Origin of the sequence: Duganella radicis, assembly GCF_009720825.1 — a bacterium.
GTDB lineage: Bacteria > Pseudomonadota > Gammaproteobacteria > Burkholderiales > Burkholderiaceae_D > Rugamonas > Rugamonas radicis.
Window position 1 is genome coordinate 744,784 of the sequence record NZ_WNKY01000001.1, and the last position, 24,026, is coordinate 768,809.

Sequence of the window (24,026 nt, forward strand, 5' to 3'; positions counted from 1 at the left end):
GATCGGGCATTCTGCCTGACCAAGTATTAACGCAGCATTAAATTTTCGGAGTAGCGGGAAACAGTACCGTAACGCTCAAACCATGGTCTCCGTCCCCCGCGGCCAGAACGATATCCGCATGGTGATGATCGGCGATATTGCGCACGATCGACAGGCCCAGTCCCGCGCCCCACACCTGCTGGCCATCCGGGCGGTAGAAGCGGTCGAACAGGCGATTGCGGGATTCGGCCGGCACGCCAGGACCGTTGTCTCGCACGCGCAGCAGCGGACGGCCCTCCTCCAGGCCGGCCTGCAAATCGACCCGGCCGCCGCGCTGGGTATAGCGCAAGGCGTTGTCGACCAGATTATTCAACAGCACGCGCAGACTGTCTTCGTCGGCATCCACCAGCACCCGGCATGGCGCCTCGATGCCAAGGTCAATGTCGCGGCTCTCGGCCAGCGTGGAATGATCCGATACCGCATCGGCCAGCAACTGGCCCAGATCGACCGGTTTGCGCGGTGCCACTGCCAGTGAGGTTTCGTGGCGCGCCAGGCTTAACAGCTGGCGCACCAGATGGGTGCTGCGGTCCAGCCGCTCATCCAGCTTGGCCAGCGCCAGCGCGCGTGCCTCATCGTTGGGCGCGCGTTCGACCAGTTGCAATTGCAGCTTCAGCGCGGTGAGCGGCGAGCGTAGTTCGTGCGCTGCATCGGCCACAAAGGTGCGCTGCGCGGTCATGGCATCGTCGAACTGCCGCATCAGGGTGTTGAGCGCCAGCGCCACCGGGCGCAGTTCGGGCGACAGATCGTCGGTGGGCAGCGGTTCCAGCGCCGATGGCGACCGCCCCTGCACCGCTTGCGCCAGCCGATGCAAGGGGCCGAGGGCACGCCCCACCACCACGACCACCAACACGCCCAGCACCAGCGCAAACACAATCAGCGGCGCACCGGAACGCAGCGCCATTTCCGCCGCCAGCTTGTTGCGCACCGCCAGCGGCTGCGCCACCTGCACATAGCGTCCGCGCCGCTGCTCGCCGTACAGGCGCCAGTGATGGCCGTCGATCTTGACGGTGGTGAAGCCTTGCACCGCGTAGCGCGGCAATGGCGGCAGGCCGTGGGTGGCATGCACTTCCATGCCCTGCTCATCCCAGGCTTGCAGGACAAATTCTTCTTCGGGATCTTCTGCTGCCGGCAAGCCACTGTCGGGCGCGAATTCGTTAGGCAGTGCCACCGCCAGCTGGCGCAGTTGCAGGTCGGCCAGTTCGTTGGTTTCCATCCGCAAAGAGCGATACAGCAAAGCGCCGGCGCCCAACACGCACACCACGGTGGCGCCCAGCAAGCCAATCAGCAATTGCTGGCGTATGGTTTTCACGGCACCGCCGCGATCTTGTAGCCTACGCCGCGCACATTCTTGATGAAGTCCGAGCCGAACTTCTTGCGCAGGTGGTGAACGTAAACGTCGACGGTATTGCTTTCCACTTCGGCATTCCAGCCGTACAGCTTTTCTTCCAGCTGCGACTTTGAGACGACCTTGCCGGGATGGTCCAGCAGCGCGCGCAACACCGAGAACTCGCGCGCCGACAGCTTGACCAGATGGCCCTCGAACGTGGCCTCATGACTGGCAAGATCCAGCTTCAAGCCGCCGTGCTCGATGACGGAGCGCGTGCGATTGACGCGCCGGCGCAGCAGCGCGCGGATGCGCGCCAGCAGCTCATCCAGGTCGAAGGGTTTGACGAGGTAATCGTCGGCGCCTGCGTCAAGGCCTTCCACGCGCGCCGGCGTGCCGTCGCGCGCGGTGATGATCAGCACCGGCAAGTCGTCGCCGCGCGCACGGGCGGCGCGCAGTACTTCCATGCCTTGCTTGCCCGGCAGCCCGAGGTCCAGCAGCATCAGGTCATAGGCGACGCCGGACAATGCCAGTTCAACATCGCCGCCATTGCGCACCCAGTCGACCGCGTAGCTTTCGCCACGCAGGCCTTCCTCGATGCTCTCGCCGATCATCGGATCGTCTTCGACCAGCAGCAAGCGCATGGCGGCTTCCTTCTACTTACTTCGCCGAAGGCGGCAGCTTGTAGCGCTGCTCGCGGTACAGGATGGAGGGCAGCACCACATGCGACATGGCTTTGTCCACCAGCTGCGCATCCGGCACGCCGCCGGTGGTCAGCACGCCGGTCGCCGCGTCGTACTGGCCAGCCAACGGCGCCTGCCCCGGACGCAGAATGGTGGCGGACGAACCTTCCAGCCATGCGAAGTAGTTATCAAACTGAATCAGCGCACGGCCCGGCATTTCGCTATCGCGCGCCAGATCGCGGCCTATCATCGGATGCTCGGTCGACTGGCCGATCAGCGACAGCAGCGTCGGGGCCAGATCGACCTGGCTGGCGATGGTGGTGATGCGCTTCGGCTGCACATCCGCGCCCAGGATCAGGCCCGGGATGTGGAACTTCTTGATCGGCACCAGGCTGTCGCCATACACGCGGTTATCGTGGTCGGCCACGATCAGGAACACCGTATCCTTCCAGTATTCCTGCTTCTTCGCCTCGGCGATAAAGCGGCCCAGCGCATAGTCTGCGTATTTGACGGCATTGTTCACGGTCTGCTTTTCCGCATCGTGCAGCTTGATGCGGCCGTCCGGGAACTGGAACGGCTCGTGGTTGGACGACGAGAAAATCAGGCTGAAGAACGGCTTGCCGCTGGCATGCAAGGTTTTCAAACGCTCCAGCGACTTGTCGAACAAGTCCTCATCCGAGGCGCCCCAGCTGCCTTCAAATACCGGATTCATGTCGCGGCGATCCACCACTTTCTGGAAGCCGTTACCGGTGAAGAAGCTGCGCATATTGTCGAAGTGTGCTTCGCCACCATACACGAACTCCGTGTGGTAGCCCTGTTTGCCCAGGCCTGCGGCCAGCGTGTAGAAGTTCTGCTGCGCCAGCGACAGCTTGACCACACTACGCGCGGGCGTCGGCGGATAGCCCGCCACCACAGCCTCGATGCCGCGCACCGATCGGGTGCCGGTAGCGTACAGCTGCTCGAACCACCAGCCTTCCTTCTTCAGCTTTTCCAGTTCCGGCGTGACCGGCAGGCCACCCAGCGATTCCACAAAGGTCGCACCCAGACTCTCTTCCAGCACGATCACGAGGTTGAGCGGCTTGTCACGCTGCACCGCTGCCACTTGCTTGTGTAGCGTCGGCAGATCGGCGGAGGTGAACTGCTGATCGCGCAGCCATGGCGCGCTCTTCACCACTTCAAACACCTTCTCGCGCGGGTACTTGCCATAGATTTCGGACGAATTGGCTTCGTGGCTCATGGCGTTAATCGCATCCAGCACCGACCACGGCGAGTTGATGATCAGGGAGTTGACCATGGCATCGCCGGTCAGCGCGAACAGCGCCGGATTGGCCGGACGGTGCGCGGTGGTGGAACGGATCTGGAACACCACCAGCAGCACCAGCAGCGGCCACAGGGCCAGCAGCTTCAATGGACGCCAGACGCTGATGTTGGCCGAAGCAGCTTTCAGCAGCTTGAAGATCGCAGTCCCCAACAGCACCGTAAAGCCGACACCCAGAATCAAGGCAATGCGGAAGCCATGCCACAAGGTGGACATCACCTCGGCCGGATACGACAGGTATTCAACGAACAGGCGGTTCGGACGCACGTCGTATTGCATCACGAACTGCGGCGTGGACAGCTCCATGAAGACGATGAAGATCAGGGCCAGCGTGCCCCAGGCCACCGTGACATTCTTCCACAGGCCCAGCGTCTTCTTATGCGCCAGCAGCGGCGACAGCACCAGCGGCAAGGCGATCAGGTAGCCGAGCATGATCAAGTCGGCGCGCACGCCCTGCACCATGATCTGGCCGAGGATACCGGTGGCCGACACGCGATCCCACTGCCACGCCACCAGACCGGCACGCGACAGCGAGAAGATGATCAGTCCAAGCAGCAGCAGTTGCAGCAAGCCTGCGAACGGACCGGCCCACAGCGTCAGCTTTTCCAGCCGCGATGCTAAACGCTGCAACATTATTCGGCACCGAAGCCAGGGTGGCTGGCGATGTAGGCGCCAGCACCAGCGCCGGCACTCAGCATCCAGCCGCACAGCAGGATGAACACCAGGATCATGCAGAATAGAGTCGAGAGATTGCGGCTGTCACGCGATTCGCCGAACACCGGCTTCTTACCGTAGTTCACACCGAAGAAGTAAGCCGCCACCACAGTCACCAGATAGTGCATGGCGCCGAACAGTTCACCCAGTTCGCCCTTGCGCGGATGGTCGACCAGCACGTGCGACAGCGCCACCAGCACGATGTAGATCAGCGATGCCGACACCGGCGGCAGATACAGGCCAAACTTCTCGACGAAGGTACGCACGGCAGGACGCTTGCGCGCCAGCAGCGGCAGGATGACGTTGTGGGTCAGGCCGACAATCGCGATCACCTTCAGCAGCACCGCCTTGTGCAGGCTGCTCTTGCCCAGCGCCAGATTGTGCAGATTGGTCTCGCCCTGGCGATTATTCTGTGCGAAGAATTCCGGCGGCACGATGTGCAGCACACGCTGGAACCAGCTCACTTCCTCCAGCGCCGCCAGGCCCACCAGCGCGGTCAGGCCGGCGAAAGCCAGCAATTGCAGATTGACTTTCGGTTCGCGCTGCCATTGCTCCACGGTGAGGAAGCCCAGCAGACCGGCCAGCAAGGCGAAGCAAAGGAACTGCATCCATTCGACGATGCCGTCTTCCACCAGCAAACGCCACAGCGCCGCCGAATCGTTATGCCAGGCGATGGCCAGGCCGAGGATGAAGACATTGATGACCACCCCGGTGGCGATCACCGGATGCACGTACCATTTCGTCGACGCCATGTATTAACTCCCTTGTTTATACTATTTATACTGATTTTATTGTTCGGCGGCGGTGCGTGCTTGCAGCAGCTCCGGCGCCGGCTCTTCCATGTTTTCCAACTGGGCCGCCTTGCGCAGCGCATGGCGGCGGCGAACTTCAAGAATCACCGATCCCAATGCCCACGCCCACAACAGCGGATCGAGCAGCGCATCCCACAGGTTGCCGCTCGGTAAACGCAGCAGCGAAAACAGCAGCACGCTGGTCAGCAGCGCCATACCGGCCGTGCCGGCATAGCGGAACAGGACGGCGGCGGCACCGGCCACCGCGGCCACGCAGGTCAGCACAGTGGCCGCACCGGAATCGAAGCCGCGATAATACAGCCCCAGCGCCAGCACACCGAATGCGTCCAGATACAGCACCACGCCGGTCACGGTGAGCAGCAGCGCAAACGCCGGATGCAGCGGGAAGATCACCGGCCGCTCGCGCCAGCGCGCCAGCAGCGCCACCAGGCTGTAACCAGTCAGCAGGCCGCTTGGATACTGAAACACCAGCGTAAGCCAATAAGCCGGCGAAGCCTCGCCGGGCAGCAGCATCACCACCGCGACGGTGGTGGTGACGATGGCTTTATGGCGCTGTGCCAGCTGTGGGAAAATCTTCGGCAGCAGCGTGGGCAGCACCGACAGCAGCATCGAAGCGGCAATCAGGCCCCAGGCAATGCGCGCATAAATGATCTGCAAATCGAGTTCGGGCAAGCTCATAACAGGTCCTTCCCGTCGTGGATTTTCAGGCGGTGGTGCGCGATGGCCTGCCGCTGGTGGGTGTACGTGATGTGCAGCTCATCGCCGACCTGGAACATGGCCGGATACGAGAATTCATCGCCAGGCCGGCCGGCGACAATATCGGTCAGCGGCGTCCAGGTCTGGCCATCGGTCGACAGCGACAGCGACAAGGTGCTGCGCGCAGTCTTGCGATTGGTGCCCTGATTGGCCAGCATCAGGAGGCTGCCACTATGCAGGCGCAACACCGCCAACGAGGTGCCTAGGTTGCGAATTGAAGTCGGCCCGAGATCTTCCCAGCTGGCGCCGCCGTCGTGGCTGACCGCCTGCTGGACCATCGAATGGTCCTTGTTCGCGTCGCGCATCCAGGCACGCACCTCGGTCGGCGATACCGGCACCAGCGTCGGTTGCAGGGAGCGCGTGCGCGCGCCGATGCGAGTCAGGCGCTGCGGATCGCCATTGGCGTCGAACGACACCAGCATCGGATATTTGTGGCCGATCTCGAAATACACCGGCAACCACCAGCCGCCATCGGCCAGGCCGACCGGCGTGGAGCGCACCAGCACACTGGTATTAAACACCGGCGACATCGGCAGCACGCGGCGCACCGTGAAACTGGCACCCTCGTTATGCGATTGCAGCTGCACCACGCGCGAAGCGGCCCAGCCGCCAAGGCCGGTGGCCACTACATATAAATGAACAGTGCCGTCGGCGGCGGTCCAGGCCACCGGATTGCCGATGCGGCGCACGCCATGGCCGAGCGCCTTGCCGAGCGAATCGCGGCTGGCGACCACCCAGTTATCGCTCCATTTGCCATTCGACCAGCGCGAGGCATAAACCTGCACATCCGGCCCGCTCTCGCGGCTGCCGGCCCACCAGAAAGCGATCAAATCACCCTGCGGCAGTTGCGCCAGCGCGCTGGCGTGCGCGGACGGCACACCCTTGGGCATAGGGATAATGGTGCGGGACATTTCGGTCAGCGTGACCGGCGATGGCGCGGCCGCGTCCACGGAGGCCGGCCTCGCGTGATGTTGACGCGCGCGCGACCAGCGCCAGCCTTCAGAGGCCAGCACGGTTGCAACCGCAAAAATACATGCCACTACGACCAGCCAATGAGGCCGTCGCGCCGGTGGGCGTAAAACTCCCATTCCGTCTCCAAGAGATCGGGACCGAAGGAAGCCGTCACCGTGTTCCCTGTGCCCTAAAAATAATCATCTCTCCCCCAAGTTGGAGGAAGACGGTATCCTACAGGAAAATTCATACCAGATGTTAAAACCCGAGCATCCGCTCAGCGCGCATGGCAAGGTTTCCAAGATTGCACGATCCAGTCACAGCATGGCGTTCAGCTCCACCTGAATCTTGAGCAGCGCCGGCAGGCAGCGTTCGGTCATTTGCTCCAGCGTCATGCGGCCGGCGTGGACGCTGATGTTCATGGCGGCCACGACTTCGCCGCGGAAGTTTTTCAGGGGAACCGCCATGGTGCGCAAACCCAGCTCCAGCTCCTGGTCCACCAGCACATAGCCCTGGCTGCGGGCGCGACCAATGGCTTCGGCCAGGCGCTTTTTGTCGATGATGCTGTACTCGGTAATCGGCTCCAGCTGTACCCGCTCCAGATACGCATCCAGCTGCGCCTGCGGCAGGCTGGCCAGCAGCATGCGCCCGTTGGCCGTGCACCAGGCCGGCACCCGCGTGCCCGGTTGCAGCGTCACCGACACCAGTTGCCCCGCGCTCACCGCCGCCACGCATACCAACTGGTCGTGATCCAGCACCCCAACCGAGGCCGCCTCTCCCTGCGCATACGCCAGCCGGTACAGCAGCGGTTGCGCCAGCCGCGGCAGCCGCGCCGAGTGCAGGTAGGACTGCCCCAGCCGCAGCACCATGGGCGTCAGCGAAAACAGCTTGTTTTCATGGCGCATGTAGCCGAGGTGGGTTAAGGTGATGAGATAGCGCCGCGCCGCCGCCCGCGTCAGCCCGGTACGCTCGGCCACCTCGGCAATGCTGAGGCGGCTGCGCTCCTGGTCGAAGGTGGCGATCACTTGCAGGCCTTTTTCCAGGCCTGCCACCAGATCGCGCTGCGCTGGCTGGATGAGGTCGTCGTCGGTACTCATAGGCAAATAAATGGCAATTTGTGCGATATGCGCACATTTTGTGCGAATAGTGAATATAGCACGCATCCGCCGTCTTGTCCGTCCGGGCGCCGCTTCGTACCATCATCACAGCATTCACTAGAGGAGACTAGCTGTGAAATTCGACGCCATCGCCCCCGGCATTTATCCGGAACTGGTTTATCCCCCATACAAATCCACCGTCCACCGCGGCCCGACCCAGCCGCTGCTGCGCCTCGACGCGCCGGTGCCGGTATCGCAGAACATCGCGCCGAAATCGCGCATCCTGCTGCCGAACGACGCCGACCTGACCGCGCACGGCGAAGCGGCGCCGCTGGGCGAGAAGATCGTGGTCACCGGCCGCATCGTCGACGAGGACGGCAAACCGGTGCGCAATTCGCTGCTGGAAGTCTGGCAGTGCAACGCCGCCGGCCGCTATCGCCACAAGAAAGATCAGCACGACGCGCCGCTGGACCCGAACTTCAATGGCTGGGGCAAGATGATGACCGACGACGACGGCCGCTATCGCCTCATCACCATCAAGCCGGGCCCTTACCCTTGGGGCAATCACGACAAGGCCTGGCGCCCGGCGCACATCCACTTCTCGCTGTTCGGTAATGTCTATGCACAGCGTCTGGTGACGCAGATGTACTTCCCCAGCGATCCGCTGTTCGCCTACGACCCGATCTTCCAGAGCATTCCGGACGAAGCCGCGCGCCAGCGCCTGATCTCGCGCTTCAGCATCGAAGAAACCGTGAGCGACCAGATGCTGGGCTATGAATTCGACATCGTCCTGCGCGGACGCGACGCGACCCCATTCGGCATCTGAGGAGAACAGGCTATGAGCAACATCACTACTTCGCAAACCATCGGCCCGTTCTCGCACGAAGCGTGGAAATGGGCGACAGACATGACGCCGGCCACCGGCGGCATCACCATCAGCGGCATCATCTACGACGGCGCCGGTGTGCCGATCAACGACGCCCAGATCGAATCGTGGCAGCCCGCCGCCGCCGACGCCGAAGCGGCGGCCGCGATTCCCGGCTTCCGCCGCGTGCCTTCCGGCGAGGATGGCGGCTTCCGCTTCCAGTTGACCAAAGTCGCACAAGCGCCGGGGGAACCGGTGGCCTACATCACCGTGTTCGCGCGCGGTCTGGTGAAGCACCAGTACACCGCCGTGTTCCTGGCCGACGACGCAGGCCTGTCGCAGTCCGCTATACTGGACCAGGTGCCATCCGCGCGCCGTGCCACGCTGCTGGCCGAGCGCAATGCCGACGGCAGCTACCGCTGGGACATCCACATGCAGGGCGAACGCGAGACCGTGTTCTTCGACTATGAGTAAACATGAGCGTATCAATATTCGATAGCTTCCTTACCAGCGGCGACATGATCGCGGTGTTTGACGACGCCGCGATCGTGCAAGCTATGCTGCGCTTTGAACAGGCGCTGGCGCAGGCACAGGCCGACGTCGGCCTGCTGCCGCAAGCCACGGCGCGCATCATCGCCGAGGCTTGCGACGTGCAGCGCTACGATGTGCCGGCGCTGATTGTCGCCAGCCGGCGAGCGGGCAGCCTGGCCATCCCGCTGGTAAAGGAACTGAAAAAAACCGTCACTGCCGCCGATGCGCAAGCCGGCGGCAAAGTGCATTTTGGCGGCACCAGCCAGGACGTGATCGACACCGCCATGGTGCTGGCCACACACGAAGCCTTGCAACTACTGGACGACGGTCTGCATGACCTGACCGGCCACCTGCTGCAACTGGCGGACCAACACACCGGCACGCCGGTGCTGGCGCGCACCCTGATGCAGCCGGCGCAAATCACCTCGCTGGGTTTCAAGTTTGCGGGCTGGCTGGCGCCACTGGTGCGCGCACGCGCGCGCCTGCGCGAAGCCGGACAACGCGCGCTGCAACTGCAACTGGGCGGCGCCGTCGGCACACTGGACGTGATGGGCGAACAAGGCCCGGCAGTGGTCGAGCGCATGGCCGCCCTGCTCGGCCTGCGCGCGCCGGACGCCGCATGGCACACGCAGCGCGACGAATGGGTGCGGCTGGGCCTTGAAGTGGCCCTGCTGTCCGGCAGCCTTGGCAAGATCGCCACTGATCTGAGCCTGATGGCGCAAGGCGAAATCGCCGAACTGGCGGAACCGTCCGGCGAAGGCCGCGGCGGTTCTTCCGCCATGGCGCACAAGCGCAATCCGGTATCGGCCATGATCGCACTGGCCGCCGCCGCGCGCACCCCGCAGCATGGCGCGGCGCTGCTGGCGGCCATGGGCCAGCAGCATGAGCGTGGCCTCGGCAACTGGCAGGCCGAATTGGCGGAGTGGCCGTCACTGTTCCTCAGCGCCCACGGCGCGCTGCAAGCGCTGAACGAAGCCATCGCCGGCCTGCAAGTGGATAGCGCCCGCATGCTGCGCAACATCGGCGAATTCAAGGAGTTGATTTACCCCGGTTCCGTCAGGGACGCGGCGGAAATCGCCCGTCCCGCGCAACGCCTCGCTGAACAACAACTGCGCCAACTGCGCGCGGACATCACCAAACTCTCAACATCATCATGAGCTACGATCCTATCGACCACGATTTCGAACGCGGCCTGCACAACCGCCGCGGCATCCTCGGCGACGCCTGGGTAGCCCGTTCGCTGAACAACGCCAACAACTTCAATGCCGACTTCCAGAACCTGATCACGCGCTTTGCGTGGAATGAGATCTGGGGCCGTCCGGGCCTGGAACAGAAGACCCGCCGCGCCATCGTCCTCTCCATCACCATCGCGCTGGGCCGCTGGGAAGAATTTGACCTGCACGTGCGCGCCGCGCTGCTGGGCGAGGAAAGCAACCGCCTGACGCCGGACGAGCTGAAAGAAGTGCTGATTCAGTCGGCCATCTACGCCGGCGTGCCGGCCGCGAATACCGCCTTCACCCACGCGCTGGCCATCCTGCGCGAAGTCGGCGCGCAAATCGGCTATGAGCTGGAAGCGGTAGCGCCAGCCGCCACCACCCATCCCGGCATCGGCCGCGAAGGCCGCACCACCAGCCTGCCCTACCTGCACTACAGCGTGCGCGAACCACGCAACGGCAAGACGCCGCGCCGCACCATTGTGCTGAGCCACGCGCTGGGCTGCGACCTGACCATGTGGGATCAGCTGGCGAATCTGCTGTCGGAAGACAGCCGCGTGATCGCCTACGACCATCGCGGCCACGGCGCATCGGACGCGCCGGCCGGCCCGTACAGCATGGCCGACCTGGCCGACGACGCCGCGCGCCTGCTGCGCGAGCTGGATACCGGTCCGGTAACGTGGATAGGTTTGTCGATGGGCGGCATGGTCGGCCAGGAGCTGGCGCTGCGCCATCCTTCGCTGGTATCCGCGCTGGTACTGGCGAATACCACGTCGTCCTACCCGGCGGCGGCACAAGCGATGTGGGAACAGCGCATCGCCACCGTGCGCGAAGGAGGCCTGGCGGCGATTGCCGATGCGGTGATGGGCCGCTACTTCCACGACGGTTTCCGCGCCGAGCACGTGGCGACTGTGGAACGCTTCCGCCGCCGTCTGTTGACCACCGGTCCGGAAGGCTATGTGGCTTGCTGCGCGGCGGTGGCTGGCGTGAACACCACCGATCGTCTGCCGAGCATCAACGTGCCGGCGCTGGTGATTGCCGGTGAACTGGATGCCGGCACGCCGCCAGCCATGGCCGAAGAACTGGCCAGGCAGCTGCCGCGTGCGCAACTGCGTTTGATTGCTCAAGCCTCCCACATCAGCGCCATCGAACAGCCTTCGGCGTTCGCGGCGCTGGTGCAGGAGTTTTTAGCGTCGGTTTAAAACGCGCCGACGTAGTTCTCAGCCAGCGCTGTCGCCAGCGCTGGCGAGGCAGCGATGTTTTCCAGTTCGGCGCGCTGCATCTCGCGCTCGAACGGCGTGGCGTCCGCAAAGGTGTGCAGCAGGCGCGTCATGGTCCACGAGAAGCACTCGGCACGCCAGATGCGCTTCAATGCCGTTTCGCTGTAGGTTTGCAGTACCGCCTCACTGTTATTGCGGTAGAACTCCACCAGCCCCGCCGTCAGCACCTTCACATCCGACACCGCCAGATTCAAGCCCTTGGCGCCGGTCGGCGGCACAATGTGCGCGGCATCGCCAGCCAGGAACAAACGGCCCGCCTGCATCGGCGTCGACACAAAACTGCGCATGCCGATGATCCCCTTCTGGAAAATCTTGCCTTCCTTGAGCTTCCAGCCGTCGTGGTTTTCAAGGCGCGCGTGCAGCTCCGCCCAGATGCGGTCATCCGACCAGTTGTCCACCTTGTCGGCCGGGTCGCATTGGAAGTACAAGCGCTGCACGGTCGGCGAACGGGTACTGACCAGCGCAAAGCCACGGTCATGTTGGGCGTAGATCAGTTCTTCCGACGATGGTGCGGATTCCACCAGAATGCCGAACCAGCCGAACGGATAAATCTTCTGGTAATCCTGGCGTGTAGCCTGATCCGGCATCGCCGGGCGCGAAACACCGTGGAAGCCATCGCAACCGGCGACGAAATCCGCATCGATGCGCTGCGCCTCGCCATTGTGGCGGAAGGTGACGTAAGGTTTGTTGGTGGCGACATCGTGCAGCGCCACTTCGCTCACTTCAAACAGAATAGTACCTTGCGCGGCAAGACGCGCGGACACCAAGTCTTTCAGCACCTCGTGCTGCGGATAGACAGTGATCGATTTACCGGTCAGGCCATGCAGATCGATGCGGTGACGCTTGCCACCGAAAGCCAGCTCGAAACCGTGGTGCAGCGCGCCTTCCTTGCGCATGCGTTCACCCACGCCTGCCGCGGTCAGCACGTCCATGGTGCCTTGTTCCAGCACGCCGGCGCGGATGGTGGCCTCGATGTCGGCACGCGAGCGGGTTTCGAGAACGATGGAGGAAATCCCTTGCAAATGCAGCAAATGGGACAGCAGAAGGCCGGCAGGACCGGCGCCGATAATAGCGACTTGGCTACGCATGTTTTATCTCCGATGTGGTTTAGGTATGACGTCATCGTAGCGGCGTTGAGCTGCAAAAAACATGGATGAAAAACGCTAAAACTTGTACTATTTTGACAGACTATACTCCTATTGATGGCAATGGCAACCAAAGAAATCCCCCAATTCGCACTGTACGGCGAGCAGAATCGCAACGCCAATGCGGAGTTCGTGCACATAGAGCTGATCGAGACGCGCAGCCGGCTGTACGACTGGCATATTGGCAGCCATACCCACCCCGGACTGTTTCAGGTACTTTTTCTACTCGGCGGCGAAGTCCGCTCCAGCATCGGCGACGCCGTGTGGCAGCGCAGCGGGCCGGTGGCCATCACTATCCACCCGTCGGTGGTGCACGGCTTCGACTTTGCGCCCGGGGCGCATGGCTATGTGCTGACGGTGGACCAGAACGTGATCTTCTCGGCCGCACACGGACACGGGGATTTGTATTCATCGCTGTTCGTGCAGCCGCTGGCCATCGATTTGAGCGGCATCCATCAACGGTTGGTGGCTTTGCTGGAAAACCTGAGCATGGAGGCGGCCTGGCCAGAATACGGCCACACGCTGATGCTGGAATGGCTGGCGCGCAGCACCTTGCTGCTGTTGGTCCGCGCCCAGGCGGAAACGAAACTGGCCGATCAATCCGGCCGCAGCGACTTTGAACTATTCAGCCGCTTCCGCGCCGAAGTGGAACAGCACTACAAGGAACAATGGCAGGTGGGCCAGTACGCCGAAGTGCTGCGCGTGACGCCGACGCGCCTGAACCGCCTGTGTCTCAAGCTATCCGGCAAATCGGCCTTCGACCTGACGCAGGACCGCCTGATGCTGGAGGCCTGCCGCAAGCTGACCTACCTGCCGGCCAGCATCGCCAGCATCGCCTACGAACTGGGCTTCCAGGACCCGGCCTACTTCAGCCGTTTGTTCAAGAAACGCATGGGCAGGACTCCCAAGGACTTCCGCCGTTAGCCGTCAGGAGACTTTGGTCCAGACGCCGCCGGCGAGAGACGAAGCTTGCACGGTTTCGATGAACAACACCCCGCGCACGCCATCCGCGATAGTGGGAAATTGCGCCGCGCCGGGATCGCCGCCGCTGCGCCGCGCCAACAGATGGCAGGCGATCTCACTGTACAACGCGCCAAAAGCGTCGATATAGCCTTCCGGGTGGCCGGCCGGCACCCTGCTGGTACGTGCGCCGGCAGCGTTCATGGCGGCGCTGCCGCGCGTGATGATACGGGTCGGCTCGCCCAGCGGCGTCCATCTCAATTCGTTAGGCTGCTCCTGCGCCCATTCGATGCCGCCTTCGCTACCGACTACGCGAATGCGCAACTCGTTGGTGCAGCCCACCGCCACCTGGCTGGCCCACAGCATACCGCGCGCGCCCCCCTCATAACGCAACAACACCTGTACATCGTCATCAATGGCGCGCCCCGGCACGAAGGAGCTCAGTTGCGCGGACAGCGACTCCAGCTTCAGGCCGGTGATGAAGTCGGCCAGTTGCCAGGCGTGCGAGCCGATATCGCCAATCGCACCGCCGCCGGATTTCGCGGGATCGGTACGCCAGGTCGCCTGTTTATGGCCATCCTGCTCCAGCGGCGCGGCCAGCCAGTCCTGCGCGTACTGCACCTGCACCACGCGGATCGCGCCTAGCGTTCCTTCTCGCACCATTTGCTGCGCGTGGCGCACCAGCGGATACGCGGAATAATTATGAGTGACCGCGAACAGCAAACCGCGTTCTTCGGCCAGCGTTTGCAGCATGCGCGCATCCTCGCTGGTGGTCGTCACCGGCTTGTCGCAAATGACGTTGATGCCCGCCTCCAGGAAGGCGCGCGCCACCGGTGCATGCATATGGTTGGGCGTAACGATAACCACCGCCTCGATGCCGTCCTCGCGCGCAGCTTCCGCCTGCGCCATCTGACGGTAGTCTCCGTAGATACGCGATGGGTCCAGTCCAAGCGCAAGGCCCGAACGCTGCGATGCTTCGGGGCTGGACGACAATGCGCCAGCCAGCAGTTGGTAGCGATCATCCAAACGCGCGGCGTGGCGATGCACGGCGCCGATAAAGGCGCCCTCGCCGCCGCCCACCATCCCCAGCCGAATGCGGCCGGGGAAAATCTCAGGTTGCTCCATCTGTTCTCCTCAAGCGATACCGGCGCGGCACACCCGCGCGGGAAATCAGGCGTCTTCGAAAATGGCCACGGCACGGGTCCAGCCAGCCGAGGCGCCACGGATCTTATGCGGAAAACAACTGATGGTGAAGCCGGTCGGCGGCAGCGACTCCAGGTTGTGCATCTTCTCCAGGTGACAGTAGCCGATATCGCGACCGGCCTTGTGCCCTTCCCAGATCAGGCTTATATCGCCGGTTTCCTGGATTTTTTTGGCCGTATAGCTGAACGGCGCGTCCCAGCTCCACGCATCGGTACCGGTCAGGCGCACGCCGCGTTCCAGCAAATACATGGTGGCCTCATAGCCCATGCCGCAACCGCAGTTGACGTAATCCGGCTGGCCATAACGCGAACCGGCGCGCGTGTTCACCACCACGATTTCCAGCGGACTCAAAGTATGGCCGATGCGCTTCAACTCCGCCTCCACCTCCGCCGCCGTGACCACGTGGCCATCCGGCAGATGGCGGAAATCCAGCTTCACGCCGGGCTGGAAACACCATTCCAGCGGCACCTCATCGATGGTGATGGAACGCTCCGACTCGCCCAGCTTGCGGTTCATGGTCGAGTGGAAGTGATACGGCGCGTCCAGGTGGGTGCCGCTGTGCGTGGTCAGGCGCACCCACTCGGCGGCGGCGGCTTCGCCTTCCGGGTAATCGCCGGCCTTGGTGCCGGGCAGCAGGTGCATGAACTCATTCAGGGTTTCCTTGTGGTTCTGGTACTCGATCTTCGGCGCCAGGGTCGGCGGGTCGGACAGGACTTCATTTTCAAGATAAATCGACAGATCGACAAAACGACGCGGCATGGTGATTCCTTTCTTCACTTGGGTCCGCGCATTCTATGCGCGCACGATAGCCGCGGCAATGCTTTTTATCGATGGGCGCTATCGGCGCGGCCGATATCGGCATCCATCCGCACCACCGCCTGTTTCAAAAGACCGCGCAGCCAGAGCAAGCCAGGGTCCCGCGTGCGGTACTTATGCCACTGCATGGACTGCGTCATGCGCGTCATCTGCATGGGCAGAGGCAGGATTTTCAGCGGCAGCCCGCGCGACACTTGCAGCGCGAGGCGCCGATGCACCGTCACGATGCGCTCGGTGCCCAGCACGAGGTAAGCGGCGGCGAGGAAGCCTGGCGCTATGGTCCGCAGTGCCGCGAGCTAATAACCTTCGCGCCGGACGAACGCATCGAAGCCCTGTTCGGCCGCCTGCCGCCGCTGCGCACGCCAGCCGCGCTGGCGGCGGGCTTCCGCCACGACCAGGACGTCGACCGCCTGATCGTCGCCGCCATGCAGGCGAACTAGCGGCTACAAGTCGAGCACCAGCACCGCTGTCCGCGCCCGCGATACGCAGGGCATGAAGCAGTCGTTGGCCTCGCGCTCGGATGGTGACAGGAAGCTGTCCTGATGATCCGGCACACCGTCCAGCACCGTCGTGCGGCAGGTTCCGCACACGCCCACCTCGCACGAGCAATCGATATCGATGCCGGCCTCCTGCAAGCAGGCCAGCGCGCTGCGGTCGGACGGCACCGGCAGTTCGCGCTGCGAACGCGCCAGCTTGATGGTGAATGCGGCCGCGCCTTCCACCGTGGCGGGCGCGAACGACTCCTGGTGCACCGCGCCAGCGCCCAGATGCGCTTCACCGGCCGCAGCCACCGCCGCCATGAAGGGCGCCGGGCCGCACACATAGGCTTGCGTTCCGCGCGGCTGCGCCCCGATCTCGCTTGCCAGGCTGGCGGCGACATCGGCTGCGCTCAGGCCCGCGTGGACGTCGACGTGCGGCGCCAGCGGCCCATCAAGCAGTTCGTCCGCAAAGGCCACGCTGCCGGCATCTCGCACGTAGCAGGCCAGCCTGAAAGACGCGCCACGGCGCAGCAGCGCATACGCCATCGACAGAATCGGCGTGATGCCGATGCCGCCAGCGAACAGCAGATAATATGGTGCCGATGGCGCCAGCGCGAAGGCATTGCGCGGCTGGCCGAGCGTGAGCCGCGTGCCCACCGCCGCCACCTCGTGCAGCCACGCCGATCCCCCGCGCGACTGCGGCTCGCGCTTGACGGCCAGCCGGTAGCCGCGGGAAGGTTCGCGGCAGCACAGCGAATACTGGCGCACCAAGCCGGTGCCCAGTGTGACATCGACATGCGCGCCCGCCTCGTAGGTCGGCAGTGGCGAGCCGTCAACGGCTACCAGTTCCAGCACGCGCACGCCACCGCCATCACGAAGCGATTGAATGATGACCTCCATGCGCTCACCCCACCGCACCAGCGGCCGCCGCCTGCGCGGCCACATGCGACGCCACCACGCGGCGCGCGCGATTGGCGCCGGCGTCGACGTGAATATCGATCATTGGGCCGCTGCCGAACTGTTTCATGTTGCTGTACTGCGTTTCAATCAGCACGCGGTCTTCCTCGAAGGTTTGCTCGGTCTGACGGTACACGGTTTCCGCGTTGTCCGGCTGATCCGGGTGCGCGGAGCTGGCCATGGTCCAGAAATAATGCGTGGTCGTCTCCGTCTCCGGCGTGATGCCGTGGAAGCCGCGCATGTGGAAGCCGCCACGCTGTGGATCGTCCAGCGCATACTCGCCCGGCTCCACCGCACCGGTAAAGATCTGCAAATACGTCAGATGGAAATCGATCTCCTGCCAGCGATCGATACTGCCCTTGAACGGCCACGCCGCCGAGTAGGTTGCCGGCGGCTGTGAATTCTTCATCCAGCGCACCACGCGCACCTTGTCGCCATCCTGCGTGACGATGGTGGGTGCTTCCATGTGCACCTTGGCGTTGCCGCCGATGGTGCGGCCATGCAGATAGCCGACGTGACTCAGATCCAGCAGATTATCGTGAATCAGCTGATACGGCGCCTTGTAATGGAAGGCGCCGCCCTTCCAGCTGTACACCGGATTTTCATGCGCTGGCACTTCCGGCGGCTCGCAGTCCGGCGGGCTCTCCGCATCCTTGCCGAACCAGATCCAGACCACCTGATTGCGTATCGCGGCCGGAAACGCGCGCACCCTGGCCTTACCGGGAATCTTGCCTTGCCCCGGCACTTCGATGCATTGGCCGCTGGCGGCAAACTTCAAGCCATGATAGCCGCAGCGGATGCCGCCTTCCTCCAGCGTGCCGCAGGACAGCGGCACGGCGCGGTGGCAACAGCGATCTTCCAGCGCCGCCACACCGCCATCTTCGGTGGCGAACATCACGATCGGGTTATTCAGCAGCACACGGGCCAGCGGCCGTTCTTTCAGCTCCCATACGAAGCCTGCCACATACCATTGATTGAGCGGGAACATATCGGTCTCCTTATGAATGATTTTCAAAGATCATCGCGGAGAACACCGTATTTTGAAATAGAATGAACGACATAATATTTATGCGAATTTCAAATACGGAGACAACCATGCCGGGATTCGATTTGAACCTGCTGCCGGTGGCACTGGCCATCTATGAAGAAAGCAGCGTCAGTGGCGCGGCGCGCAAGCTGGGCATGAGCCAGCCGGCGGTCAGCGTGGCCCTCAACAAACTGCGCAAGGCGCTGGGCGATCCGCTGTTCGTCCGCACCGTGCAAGGCATGGCGCCGACGCCGCGCGCCCTCACCCTGATCGATCCCACGCGCGACATCCTGCAACGGCTGCGCAACGACGTGCTGGCCAGCGAACAGTTCGAGCCGGCCAGCACCGACCGCCATTTCACCATCGCGCTGTCGGACATCGGCGAGATGACCTTCCTGCCTCGCCTGCTGGACCGCCTGCGGCGCGAGGCGCCGGGTGCCAGTATCGGCTCCGTCACGCTGCCGCCGGCCGAACTGGCGGTGGCGCTGGAACAGGGCACGGTGGACCTGGCGGTAGGCTACTTCCCGGACCTCAAGCACCGCAACCTGTTCCAGCAGCGGCTATTCACACATGACTTCATCTGCCTGCTGGCCGCCAGTCATCCGTACCGCCAGAAAAAACTCAGCATGCGGCAATTCCTGGACATGGGGCACGTGGTGGTCAAGGCCGAAGGCCGCAGCCAGGAATTGTTCGAACAGTTTTTGGCCAAGCAGCAGATCACGCGACGCGTGGTGCTCTCCACACCGCACTTCATGTCGATTCCATTCGTGATCGCCGCCAGCGACCTGGTGGTCACCGTACCGCGCGCGGTGGGCGAAAGCTTCGCGCAACTGGCCAACATCCGGCTAGTCGAACCGCCAGTCGCCATCCCCAGCTTCGACCTGAAACAACATTGGCATCGCAAATACGCCAAGGACGGCGCCAACGCATGGCTGCGCAGTACCATCGCCGAGATTTTTACGGACGCACCCTGACCTGTCTATCATCTCAAGGCTTGAATTCCCAATAAGTGCCGCGGGTTCCGCTTGCCTTGCTCAAGCGTGGTCGTTTGGCTGGTTCCAGTCCCTGGTTAATAATCATGAACAGGTCGCTCATCACCGTAGCGTTGTCGCCGAAGTAGCTGTGCGAAAGCCCGAACCACTCTTCGGTAATCGCGCTGGCATCGATAGAATCAAGCCCGGAGAACACGGCAATGCCCGATCCGCCGGAACCCAGCCTTCTTTCGCCGTGCAGCCACGCCGACACCGCCACCGGCAAATCCTGGTTGGAAGCGTACAGCGTGTAGCGGGTTGGGCTGGCACTCTTGAGCTCATACAGCCAACGCTCCCGGAACTCCTGTTCGCCAATATCCGGGGATGCCAGCACAACCTGACGTACCACTTTGTCCGCGCCAGGTCGGCGCCGCAGCAACTCGGCCATGCCCTGTGTGAACACGCGATTGCCCATGCTGTGGGCCACGATATAGACTGGCACGCCCGGCCCGAGGCTAGTCAACTGATCCAGCACGGCGGCCATCTGCCGCCATGCCGAGCGCGCCTTTTCCTCGTCGCTCATATAGGACAGGACGTCGCCATTGGATGGCCAGCTGTACAGAATAGTGGGGCCAGGAAAGGCAAGATCATAGGTCAGCTGCGCGGCACGCTGGGCCGCCTGCTCAAACGAGTTGTTGAATCCATGGACAAACAACAGTACCCCGGGCTTGTTGAACGCGCTGGCGCGTTGCGCCAGTTCGCTCTTCAGCTTGGACTCGCTCAGGATCTGGAACCCGTCCGCCATCACGACGTGGCGCTGAGGGTTCGCATCCCAGTCAAATCGCCATACCGACGGACTCTCCAGCTTGGCCCAGCGGTGATCAGACGGGATCGAGATATCCACCGCGCCGAAGGTGAGCTTGTCGCTGCGCAGCTTGCCGAAAGCATCGGCAGCCCTGCTGCTGTTGGTGGCATCCCGGCTGGTGGCAAAATATAAGTGCACCCAGTCGTGCCGCTTGTAGAGAACCGAGGTACCCTTATCAAAAGGCTTCACCGGCACTGCCTTGGCGCCAGCTTGCCGTACCACATCGTTCAACCGGGCGATGTCGCTTTCGCCTCGATTCAACTCGGCGCGAATCTCCGCATAGTCCTCGTCCGTGATCGTGATGCTCAACTCGGCCGCAGGCTCCTTACCGCATAACTGCTCATCGAATGCCGCCACCTTCACTTCATCCAGGGTTAGCTCCGGCCATATCTTTTCGCGCACGCCACGCTGGGCCACCGGCAGCGCCAGATCGCCGAGCGGCGCGCCTTCGGTATGCATCTTAAGCTGCCGGGTTTGCAGCAATTCGCGCCCCGGCACAAAAGACTGGCCGCGGATGCACAGCAAGGTCTCTTCCGCCGCCGCCGGAACATGCCCTGCCGCTCCCAGCAGCACAGCACTAGCCACCATGATACGAAAATCACGCATCGCATTTTCCTCTGTATGTTAAAGCCAGTTACCCATCAAGACGTATGAAGCCCAAAAGTACGGGTGACGCAAGTCAATCGCGGCGCCACCGCCGTTGATCTTGCCGTCGATCATAGCGATTTGTGTCTTGCGCAATGCCGCAGCCTTGCTCATCACCCGTGTCTCACCGCGCTGCCGATAGAATTCCAGCATCATCGGGGTGGCGCCAACATCGGCCACCGGCCATAAGGTGGCCATGACGGTCTTCGCCCCTTGCGAACGGAATACACCAGCCAGCGATTCCACTGCCCCGTCGCTGATCCCGGAGTCGCATGCCGACAGGACAATCATGTCGTATTGCTCCAGCTTGGGATTCCAGCCCAGCAGTTCGCCGGTGCTCAGTTTGCTGCCGTCGCCCAACAGCAACTGCGACTGTTCCACCTTGTAATGCGTGGCGATATGCAAGACCTCAGCGCCGCTGCTGCCGGCAGCGAGCCAGTATTGCAGCATGTCCGAGGTGAAAGCGTCGTCGATATAGCGCCTGCCGCTGATAATGCCCTGCGCCGCCAGACAACTCTGGCTTCCCGCCTCACGTATGACACCGCAGACTTCTTCGCGCACGCCGGGCAGTGGAATGTTACCGAAATCAGCATTGGCTTGCGACGCTCCGAAGGCCACGCCATGCCAGATGTCACTGCCATGGGTCTCCAGACCATCAAGCCCGCCGCCGCCATCGGCAGTGAGCATGGTCACCGCGTAACGCTCAATCAAATGCCTTCCATCCGGCCCGATCAGCGCCGCATATGGCAAGGCACGCAGATTGCCAAAAGGCAGAATCGCCCACTGCTGGATATCATTGGCGCCATTGAGCTGCTTCTCGGCCGGTTCAATCAACAAGCGGTGCAGCTCACGCGCTGGCTTGCGATAATCCTTGCGGCCCTGGATCGCTTCACGCAAGGACTTGACCAGGATGCCCAGCCGGTCCTCGGAAACAGGACTGATCAGCGGGACGGCGCCCTGGCCAGTCGTTACGATGATCAGCAAGCCACGTTCGGTCGGTTGCAGAACCAGGCCTGCCGTGCGTAAACCGCCGTTGCGCGCGCCCATCCCCGCCAACTTGGATGACAGCTTCGTGCGGGCTTTTTCAAAGGCCGTTTTCTGCTGCTGGCTGGCTTTCTCCGCCGCCGCGCCCAGCCGCTGCATGGCATCGTCCATGATGTTGCCCGTTTGCGTTTCAATCTGCACTCGCAACCTGACCAACGCCAGCGTCTCGGGCCCCGGATCGGTGAATATGCCTTGCTTGACGCCTTCCATCACCTCGCGATAGCGCTGCGCATATTCGCGCCAGCGAGCCGCGGCAACCTCCAGATTTTTGCGGTAGGCCTCCTCCGCCTCCGTCCATAGCAATCCTTGCTGTTCTACGCCATCGGCGCCATTGCGGCGCAAGTATGCGGTGAGTTCAGACTCTTTCAACAACAACAGAACGCGTTCGGCCTCCGCGATCCGTCCCCGTTGCACCAGCAGGACAGACAATGAGCGATAGGGCGCGGAGAGCTGGCGTGTGAACGATTCGCGCGTGGCGGCATCCATGCCGCGCGTCCCGGCACGCATGCGCTGCCGGGCATTCACCGACAACTTATAATAAAAAATCGCCTCGTCTTGCGCTCCCGGTGTGTCCAGTCGTTTCAGGCTATTGGCCAGATTGGCCGAAAAGGTGGCAAGGCTGCCGATCGCGCCGTGGTCGCGGCCAGGATCGCTGATATCGGTCACCGCCACAATATGAACAGCGCGGCGCAATAGCGGCAAGACCTCGTCGCCGCGCCCCATCGACTCATATAGCACGGCCAGGTTGTTTATCGCGGTTGCCGTGCTTGGATGTTCCGGCCCAAGGCTCTTCTCGTCAATCTCCAGCGCCCGCTGATACAGCGGCAGCGCCTCCGTATAACGCCCCATCGATTGGTACATGCCGGCCAGATTGTTCAAGCTCAGGGCGATGCTGACATGGTCAGGAGCCAGGCTCTTTTCCCGGATTGCCAGCGCGCGCCGGTAGAGCGCCAATGCGTCCCCCAAATTCCCTTGCTCTTCATAGATTTCAGCCAGGTTGTTCAGGTTCACAGCCAGCTCAGGATGATCCGCTCCAAAAATTTTTTCTTCAATCGTCCACGCACGCTGATACAAGCGCAGCGCTTCATCATTATTCCCCATCAATTTATACAACATGCCCAGATTGTTCAGATCAATCGCCGTGCCATGATGGTTCAATCCAAGCGTCTTCTCATCGATGTCCAAAGCCCGTCGATACAGTGGCAGGGCTTCGCCGTAGCGCCCCAATGTTTTATACAGGCCCGCGAGATTATTCAGAACGGTGGCTGTGTACGAGTCTTCCCGGCCCTTTTTTTCCTCGACGATCGTCAGCGCCCGCAAAAACAGCGGCAACGCTTCGTTATAACGCCCCATTTTGCGGAGCAAACCCGCCTGGTTGTTCAAGTCCACGCCAGTATCAGGATGATCTGCCCCCAAGGCGCGCTCGTCTATGCTCAAGGCGCGCTGATATAGCGGCAACGCTTCAGCATAGCGCCCCTGCGCTTCATACAAGCCGGCCAGGTTATTAATGGCGGTGGCGGTCTGCGGATCATTTGGCCCGGAGATTTTTTCTTGAATTGCCAGCGACCGCTGATACAGCGGCAACGCTTCGTTATAGTTGCCCATCGCCCGAAGCACTCCAGCGACGTTATACACGCTGACAGATAACGCCTCGTCATCAGGCTGCGTCGCCTGCTCACGCAAGTCCAGTACCTTCCTGTAGCGCCATAGCGCCTCGCTATACTGCTCCTTGGATCGATAAGCCCCCGCCAGATAAGACAAATCCTGCACGGTATCCGCATGACCCGGACCCAGCGCTTTCTCGTCAATATCAAGCGCTCGCTGGAACAGCGTCAATGCGTCATCGTAACGCCCCATCAGTTTGTATAACCTGCCGAGTCTGCTTGCCCGCTCCGCGGTATCAGGGTGCTCCGGCCCAGCCTCAACCTCACTAAGAGCAAGCGCACGCTGGTACAGCGGCAACGCTTCCTCGTATCGTTCCGCGGATCGATACATCAGGGCCAGGTTACTGACACAAGTGATAATAGTTGACGTCGTAGCTCCCGTACCTTCAGCCTCCGAGAGCGCCTGTTGTGCCACCACAATCGCCTGCGGATACTGCCCCCGCTCGTATAACTGGGCCACCTGCTCGTTCAATTCGCTCACATCAGCCCATGCGGGACCGATGATCAGCAAGGAACCAAGCAGGAGCATCCACTTGCGGAGCGAAAATAATGACAGCTTCATGTTGGCGCCAACTTTCTCAACGATTGCAGAAGTTTTTAGTTCACCAACAATATCAGTGTTACCAGATAAAAATATATTTTATGTACGCTTCCAAACATAACTGC

The 24,026-nt window shown here is 62.5% G+C and carries 22 protein-coding genes; 7 read left to right on the forward strand and 15 right to left on the reverse strand.

Going from position 1 to position 24,026, the window contains the following annotated elements:
* Positions 1-37 precede the first annotated feature (37 nt).
* The 7 genes from GM676_RS03010 to GM676_RS03040 form a co-directional block, all read right to left on the reverse strand.
* Positions 38-1,348, reverse strand: a complete 1,311-nt coding sequence (locus tag GM676_RS03010; protein ID WP_155461878.1) for an ATP-binding protein — start codon at positions 1,346-1,348, stop codon at positions 38-40.
* Positions 1,345-2,007 (reverse strand): response regulator, encoded by a 663-nt coding sequence (locus tag GM676_RS03015; protein WP_155461879.1) that lies wholly within the window; start codon positions 2,005-2,007, stop codon positions 1,345-1,347. Before GM676_RS03015 ends, GM676_RS03010 begins: the two co-directional genes overlap by 4 nt.
* 16 nt (positions 2,008-2,023) lie before the next feature.
* Positions 2,024-3,997 (reverse strand): LTA synthase family protein, encoded by a 1,974-nt coding sequence (locus GM676_RS03020; protein ID WP_155461880.1) that lies wholly within the window; start codon positions 3,995-3,997, stop codon positions 2,024-2,026.
* The gene (locus GM676_RS03025; protein WP_155461881.1) at positions 3,997-4,830 is read right to left on the reverse strand and encodes a hypothetical protein; all 834 of its coding nucleotides are present in this window, start codon (positions 4,828-4,830) and stop codon (positions 3,997-3,999) included. The genes GM676_RS03020 and GM676_RS03025 overlap by 1 nt, the downstream gene beginning before the upstream one ends.
* 36 nt (positions 4,831-4,866) lie before the next feature.
* The gene (locus GM676_RS03030) at positions 4,867-5,568 is read right to left on the reverse strand and encodes a hypothetical protein (RefSeq protein ID WP_155461882.1); all 702 of its coding nucleotides are present in this window, start codon (positions 5,566-5,568) and stop codon (positions 4,867-4,869) included.
* Entirely contained in the window at positions 5,565-6,659 is a 1,095-nt protein-coding gene (locus GM676_RS03035) for a sialidase family protein (protein WP_371866081.1), read from the reverse strand. The genes GM676_RS03030 and GM676_RS03035 overlap by 4 nt, the downstream gene beginning before the upstream one ends.
* A 255-nt stretch (positions 6,660-6,914) precedes the next feature.
* A complete protein-coding gene (locus tag GM676_RS03040; protein WP_155461884.1) occupies positions 6,915-7,694 on the reverse strand; it encodes an IclR family transcriptional regulator domain-containing protein in 780 nt (259 codons plus the stop codon).
* A gap of 133 nt (positions 7,695-7,827) precedes the next feature.
* On the opposite strand from GM676_RS03040, the gene pcaH reads away from it, so the two are divergent.
* The 4 genes from pcaH to pcaCD are packed head-to-tail and all read left to right on the forward strand — an operon-like array spanning position 7,828 to position 11,506.
* Positions 7,828-8,520, forward strand: coding sequence for a protocatechuate 3,4-dioxygenase subunit beta (gene pcaH, locus GM676_RS03045; RefSeq protein ID WP_371866082.1), 693 nt, complete (start codon positions 7,828-7,830; stop codon positions 8,518-8,520).
* A 12-nt stretch (positions 8,521-8,532) separates the two neighbouring features.
* A complete protein-coding gene (locus GM676_RS03050; RefSeq protein WP_155461885.1) occupies positions 8,533-9,033 on the forward strand; it encodes a peptidase associated/transthyretin-like domain-containing protein in 501 nt (166 codons plus the stop codon).
* 2 nt (positions 9,034-9,035) lie between these two features.
* Positions 9,036-10,247: a lyase family protein gene (locus GM676_RS03055; protein ID WP_155461886.1), complete on the forward strand. Its 1,212-nt coding sequence runs from the start codon at positions 9,036-9,038 to the stop codon at positions 10,245-10,247.
* The gene (pcaCD, locus tag GM676_RS03060; protein WP_155461887.1) at positions 10,244-11,506 is read left to right on the forward strand and encodes a bifunctional 4-carboxymuconolactone decarboxylase/3-oxoadipate enol-lactonase PcaCD; all 1,263 of its coding nucleotides are present in this window, start codon (positions 10,244-10,246) and stop codon (positions 11,504-11,506) included. Before GM676_RS03055 ends, pcaCD begins: the two co-directional genes overlap by 4 nt.
* On the opposite strand, the gene GM676_RS03065 is transcribed toward pcaCD, so the two are convergent.
* Positions 11,503-12,672, reverse strand: a complete 1,170-nt coding sequence (locus GM676_RS03065) for a 4-hydroxybenzoate 3-monooxygenase (RefSeq protein ID WP_155461888.1) — start codon at positions 12,670-12,672, stop codon at positions 11,503-11,505. The two genes, pcaCD and GM676_RS03065, sit on opposite strands and share 4 nt — an antisense overlap.
* Before the next feature lie 120 nt (positions 12,673-12,792).
* On the opposite strand from GM676_RS03065, the gene GM676_RS03070 reads away from it, so the two are divergent.
* Positions 12,793-13,653 (forward strand): helix-turn-helix domain-containing protein, encoded by an 861-nt coding sequence (locus GM676_RS03070; RefSeq protein ID WP_229262488.1) that lies wholly within the window; start codon positions 12,793-12,795, stop codon positions 13,651-13,653.
* Between the two features lie 3 nt (positions 13,654-13,656).
* Here the strand turns inward: GM676_RS03070 and GM676_RS03075 are convergent, their stop codons facing one another.
* The 3 genes from GM676_RS03075 to GM676_RS03085 all read right to left on the reverse strand — a co-directional run bounded on the left by GM676_RS03075 (position 13,657) and on the right by GM676_RS03085 (position 15,932).
* Complete coding sequence (locus GM676_RS03075; RefSeq protein WP_155461890.1) at positions 13,657-14,814, reverse strand: Gfo/Idh/MocA family protein; 1,158 nt, start codon at positions 14,812-14,814, stop codon at positions 13,657-13,659.
* Positions 14,815-14,859: 45 nt separating this feature from the next.
* Entirely contained in the window at positions 14,860-15,651 is a 792-nt protein-coding gene (locus GM676_RS03080) for a cyclase family protein (protein ID WP_155461891.1), read from the reverse strand.
* A 65-nt stretch (positions 15,652-15,716) separates the two neighbouring features.
* The gene (locus GM676_RS03085; protein WP_155461892.1) at positions 15,717-15,932 is read right to left on the reverse strand and encodes a type 2 periplasmic-binding domain-containing protein; all 216 of its coding nucleotides are present in this window, start codon (positions 15,930-15,932) and stop codon (positions 15,717-15,719) included.
* Between GM676_RS03085 and GM676_RS03090 the strand changes: the two genes are divergently transcribed.
* On the forward strand, positions 15,921-16,148 hold the full coding sequence (locus tag GM676_RS03090) for a hypothetical protein (protein WP_155461893.1): 228 nt from the start codon (positions 15,921-15,923) through the stop codon (positions 16,146-16,148). The two genes, GM676_RS03085 and GM676_RS03090, sit on opposite strands and share 12 nt — an antisense overlap.
* Before the next feature lie 3 nt (positions 16,149-16,151).
* Here GM676_RS03090 and GM676_RS03095 read toward each other — a convergent pair whose 3' ends face one another.
* Both GM676_RS03095 and GM676_RS03100 read right to left on the reverse strand, forming a co-directional pair.
* On the reverse strand, positions 16,152-17,087 hold the full coding sequence (locus GM676_RS03095) for a PDR/VanB family oxidoreductase (protein ID WP_170304199.1): 936 nt from the start codon (positions 17,085-17,087) through the stop codon (positions 16,152-16,154).
* A gap of 4 nt (positions 17,088-17,091) precedes the next feature.
* Complete coding sequence (locus GM676_RS03100) at positions 17,092-18,132, reverse strand: Rieske 2Fe-2S domain-containing protein (RefSeq protein ID WP_155461895.1); 1,041 nt, start codon at positions 18,130-18,132, stop codon at positions 17,092-17,094.
* Between the two features lie 107 nt (positions 18,133-18,239).
* Here GM676_RS03100 and GM676_RS03105 point away from each other — a divergent pair, with 107 nt between their 5' ends.
* On the forward strand, positions 18,240-19,145 hold the full coding sequence (locus GM676_RS03105) for a LysR family transcriptional regulator (protein ID WP_155461896.1): 906 nt from the start codon (positions 18,240-18,242) through the stop codon (positions 19,143-19,145).
* Between the two features lie 13 nt (positions 19,146-19,158).
* On the opposite strand, the gene GM676_RS03110 is transcribed toward GM676_RS03105, so the two are convergent.
* The gene (locus GM676_RS03110; protein ID WP_155461897.1) at positions 19,159-20,613 is read right to left on the reverse strand and encodes an alpha/beta hydrolase; all 1,455 of its coding nucleotides are present in this window, start codon (positions 20,611-20,613) and stop codon (positions 19,159-19,161) included.
* Between the two features lie 18 nt (positions 20,614-20,631).
* Positions 20,632-23,922, reverse strand: a complete 3,291-nt coding sequence (locus tag GM676_RS03115) for a tetratricopeptide repeat protein (RefSeq protein ID WP_155461898.1) — start codon at positions 23,920-23,922, stop codon at positions 20,632-20,634.
* Between the last annotated feature and the right edge of the window lie 104 nt (positions 23,923-24,026).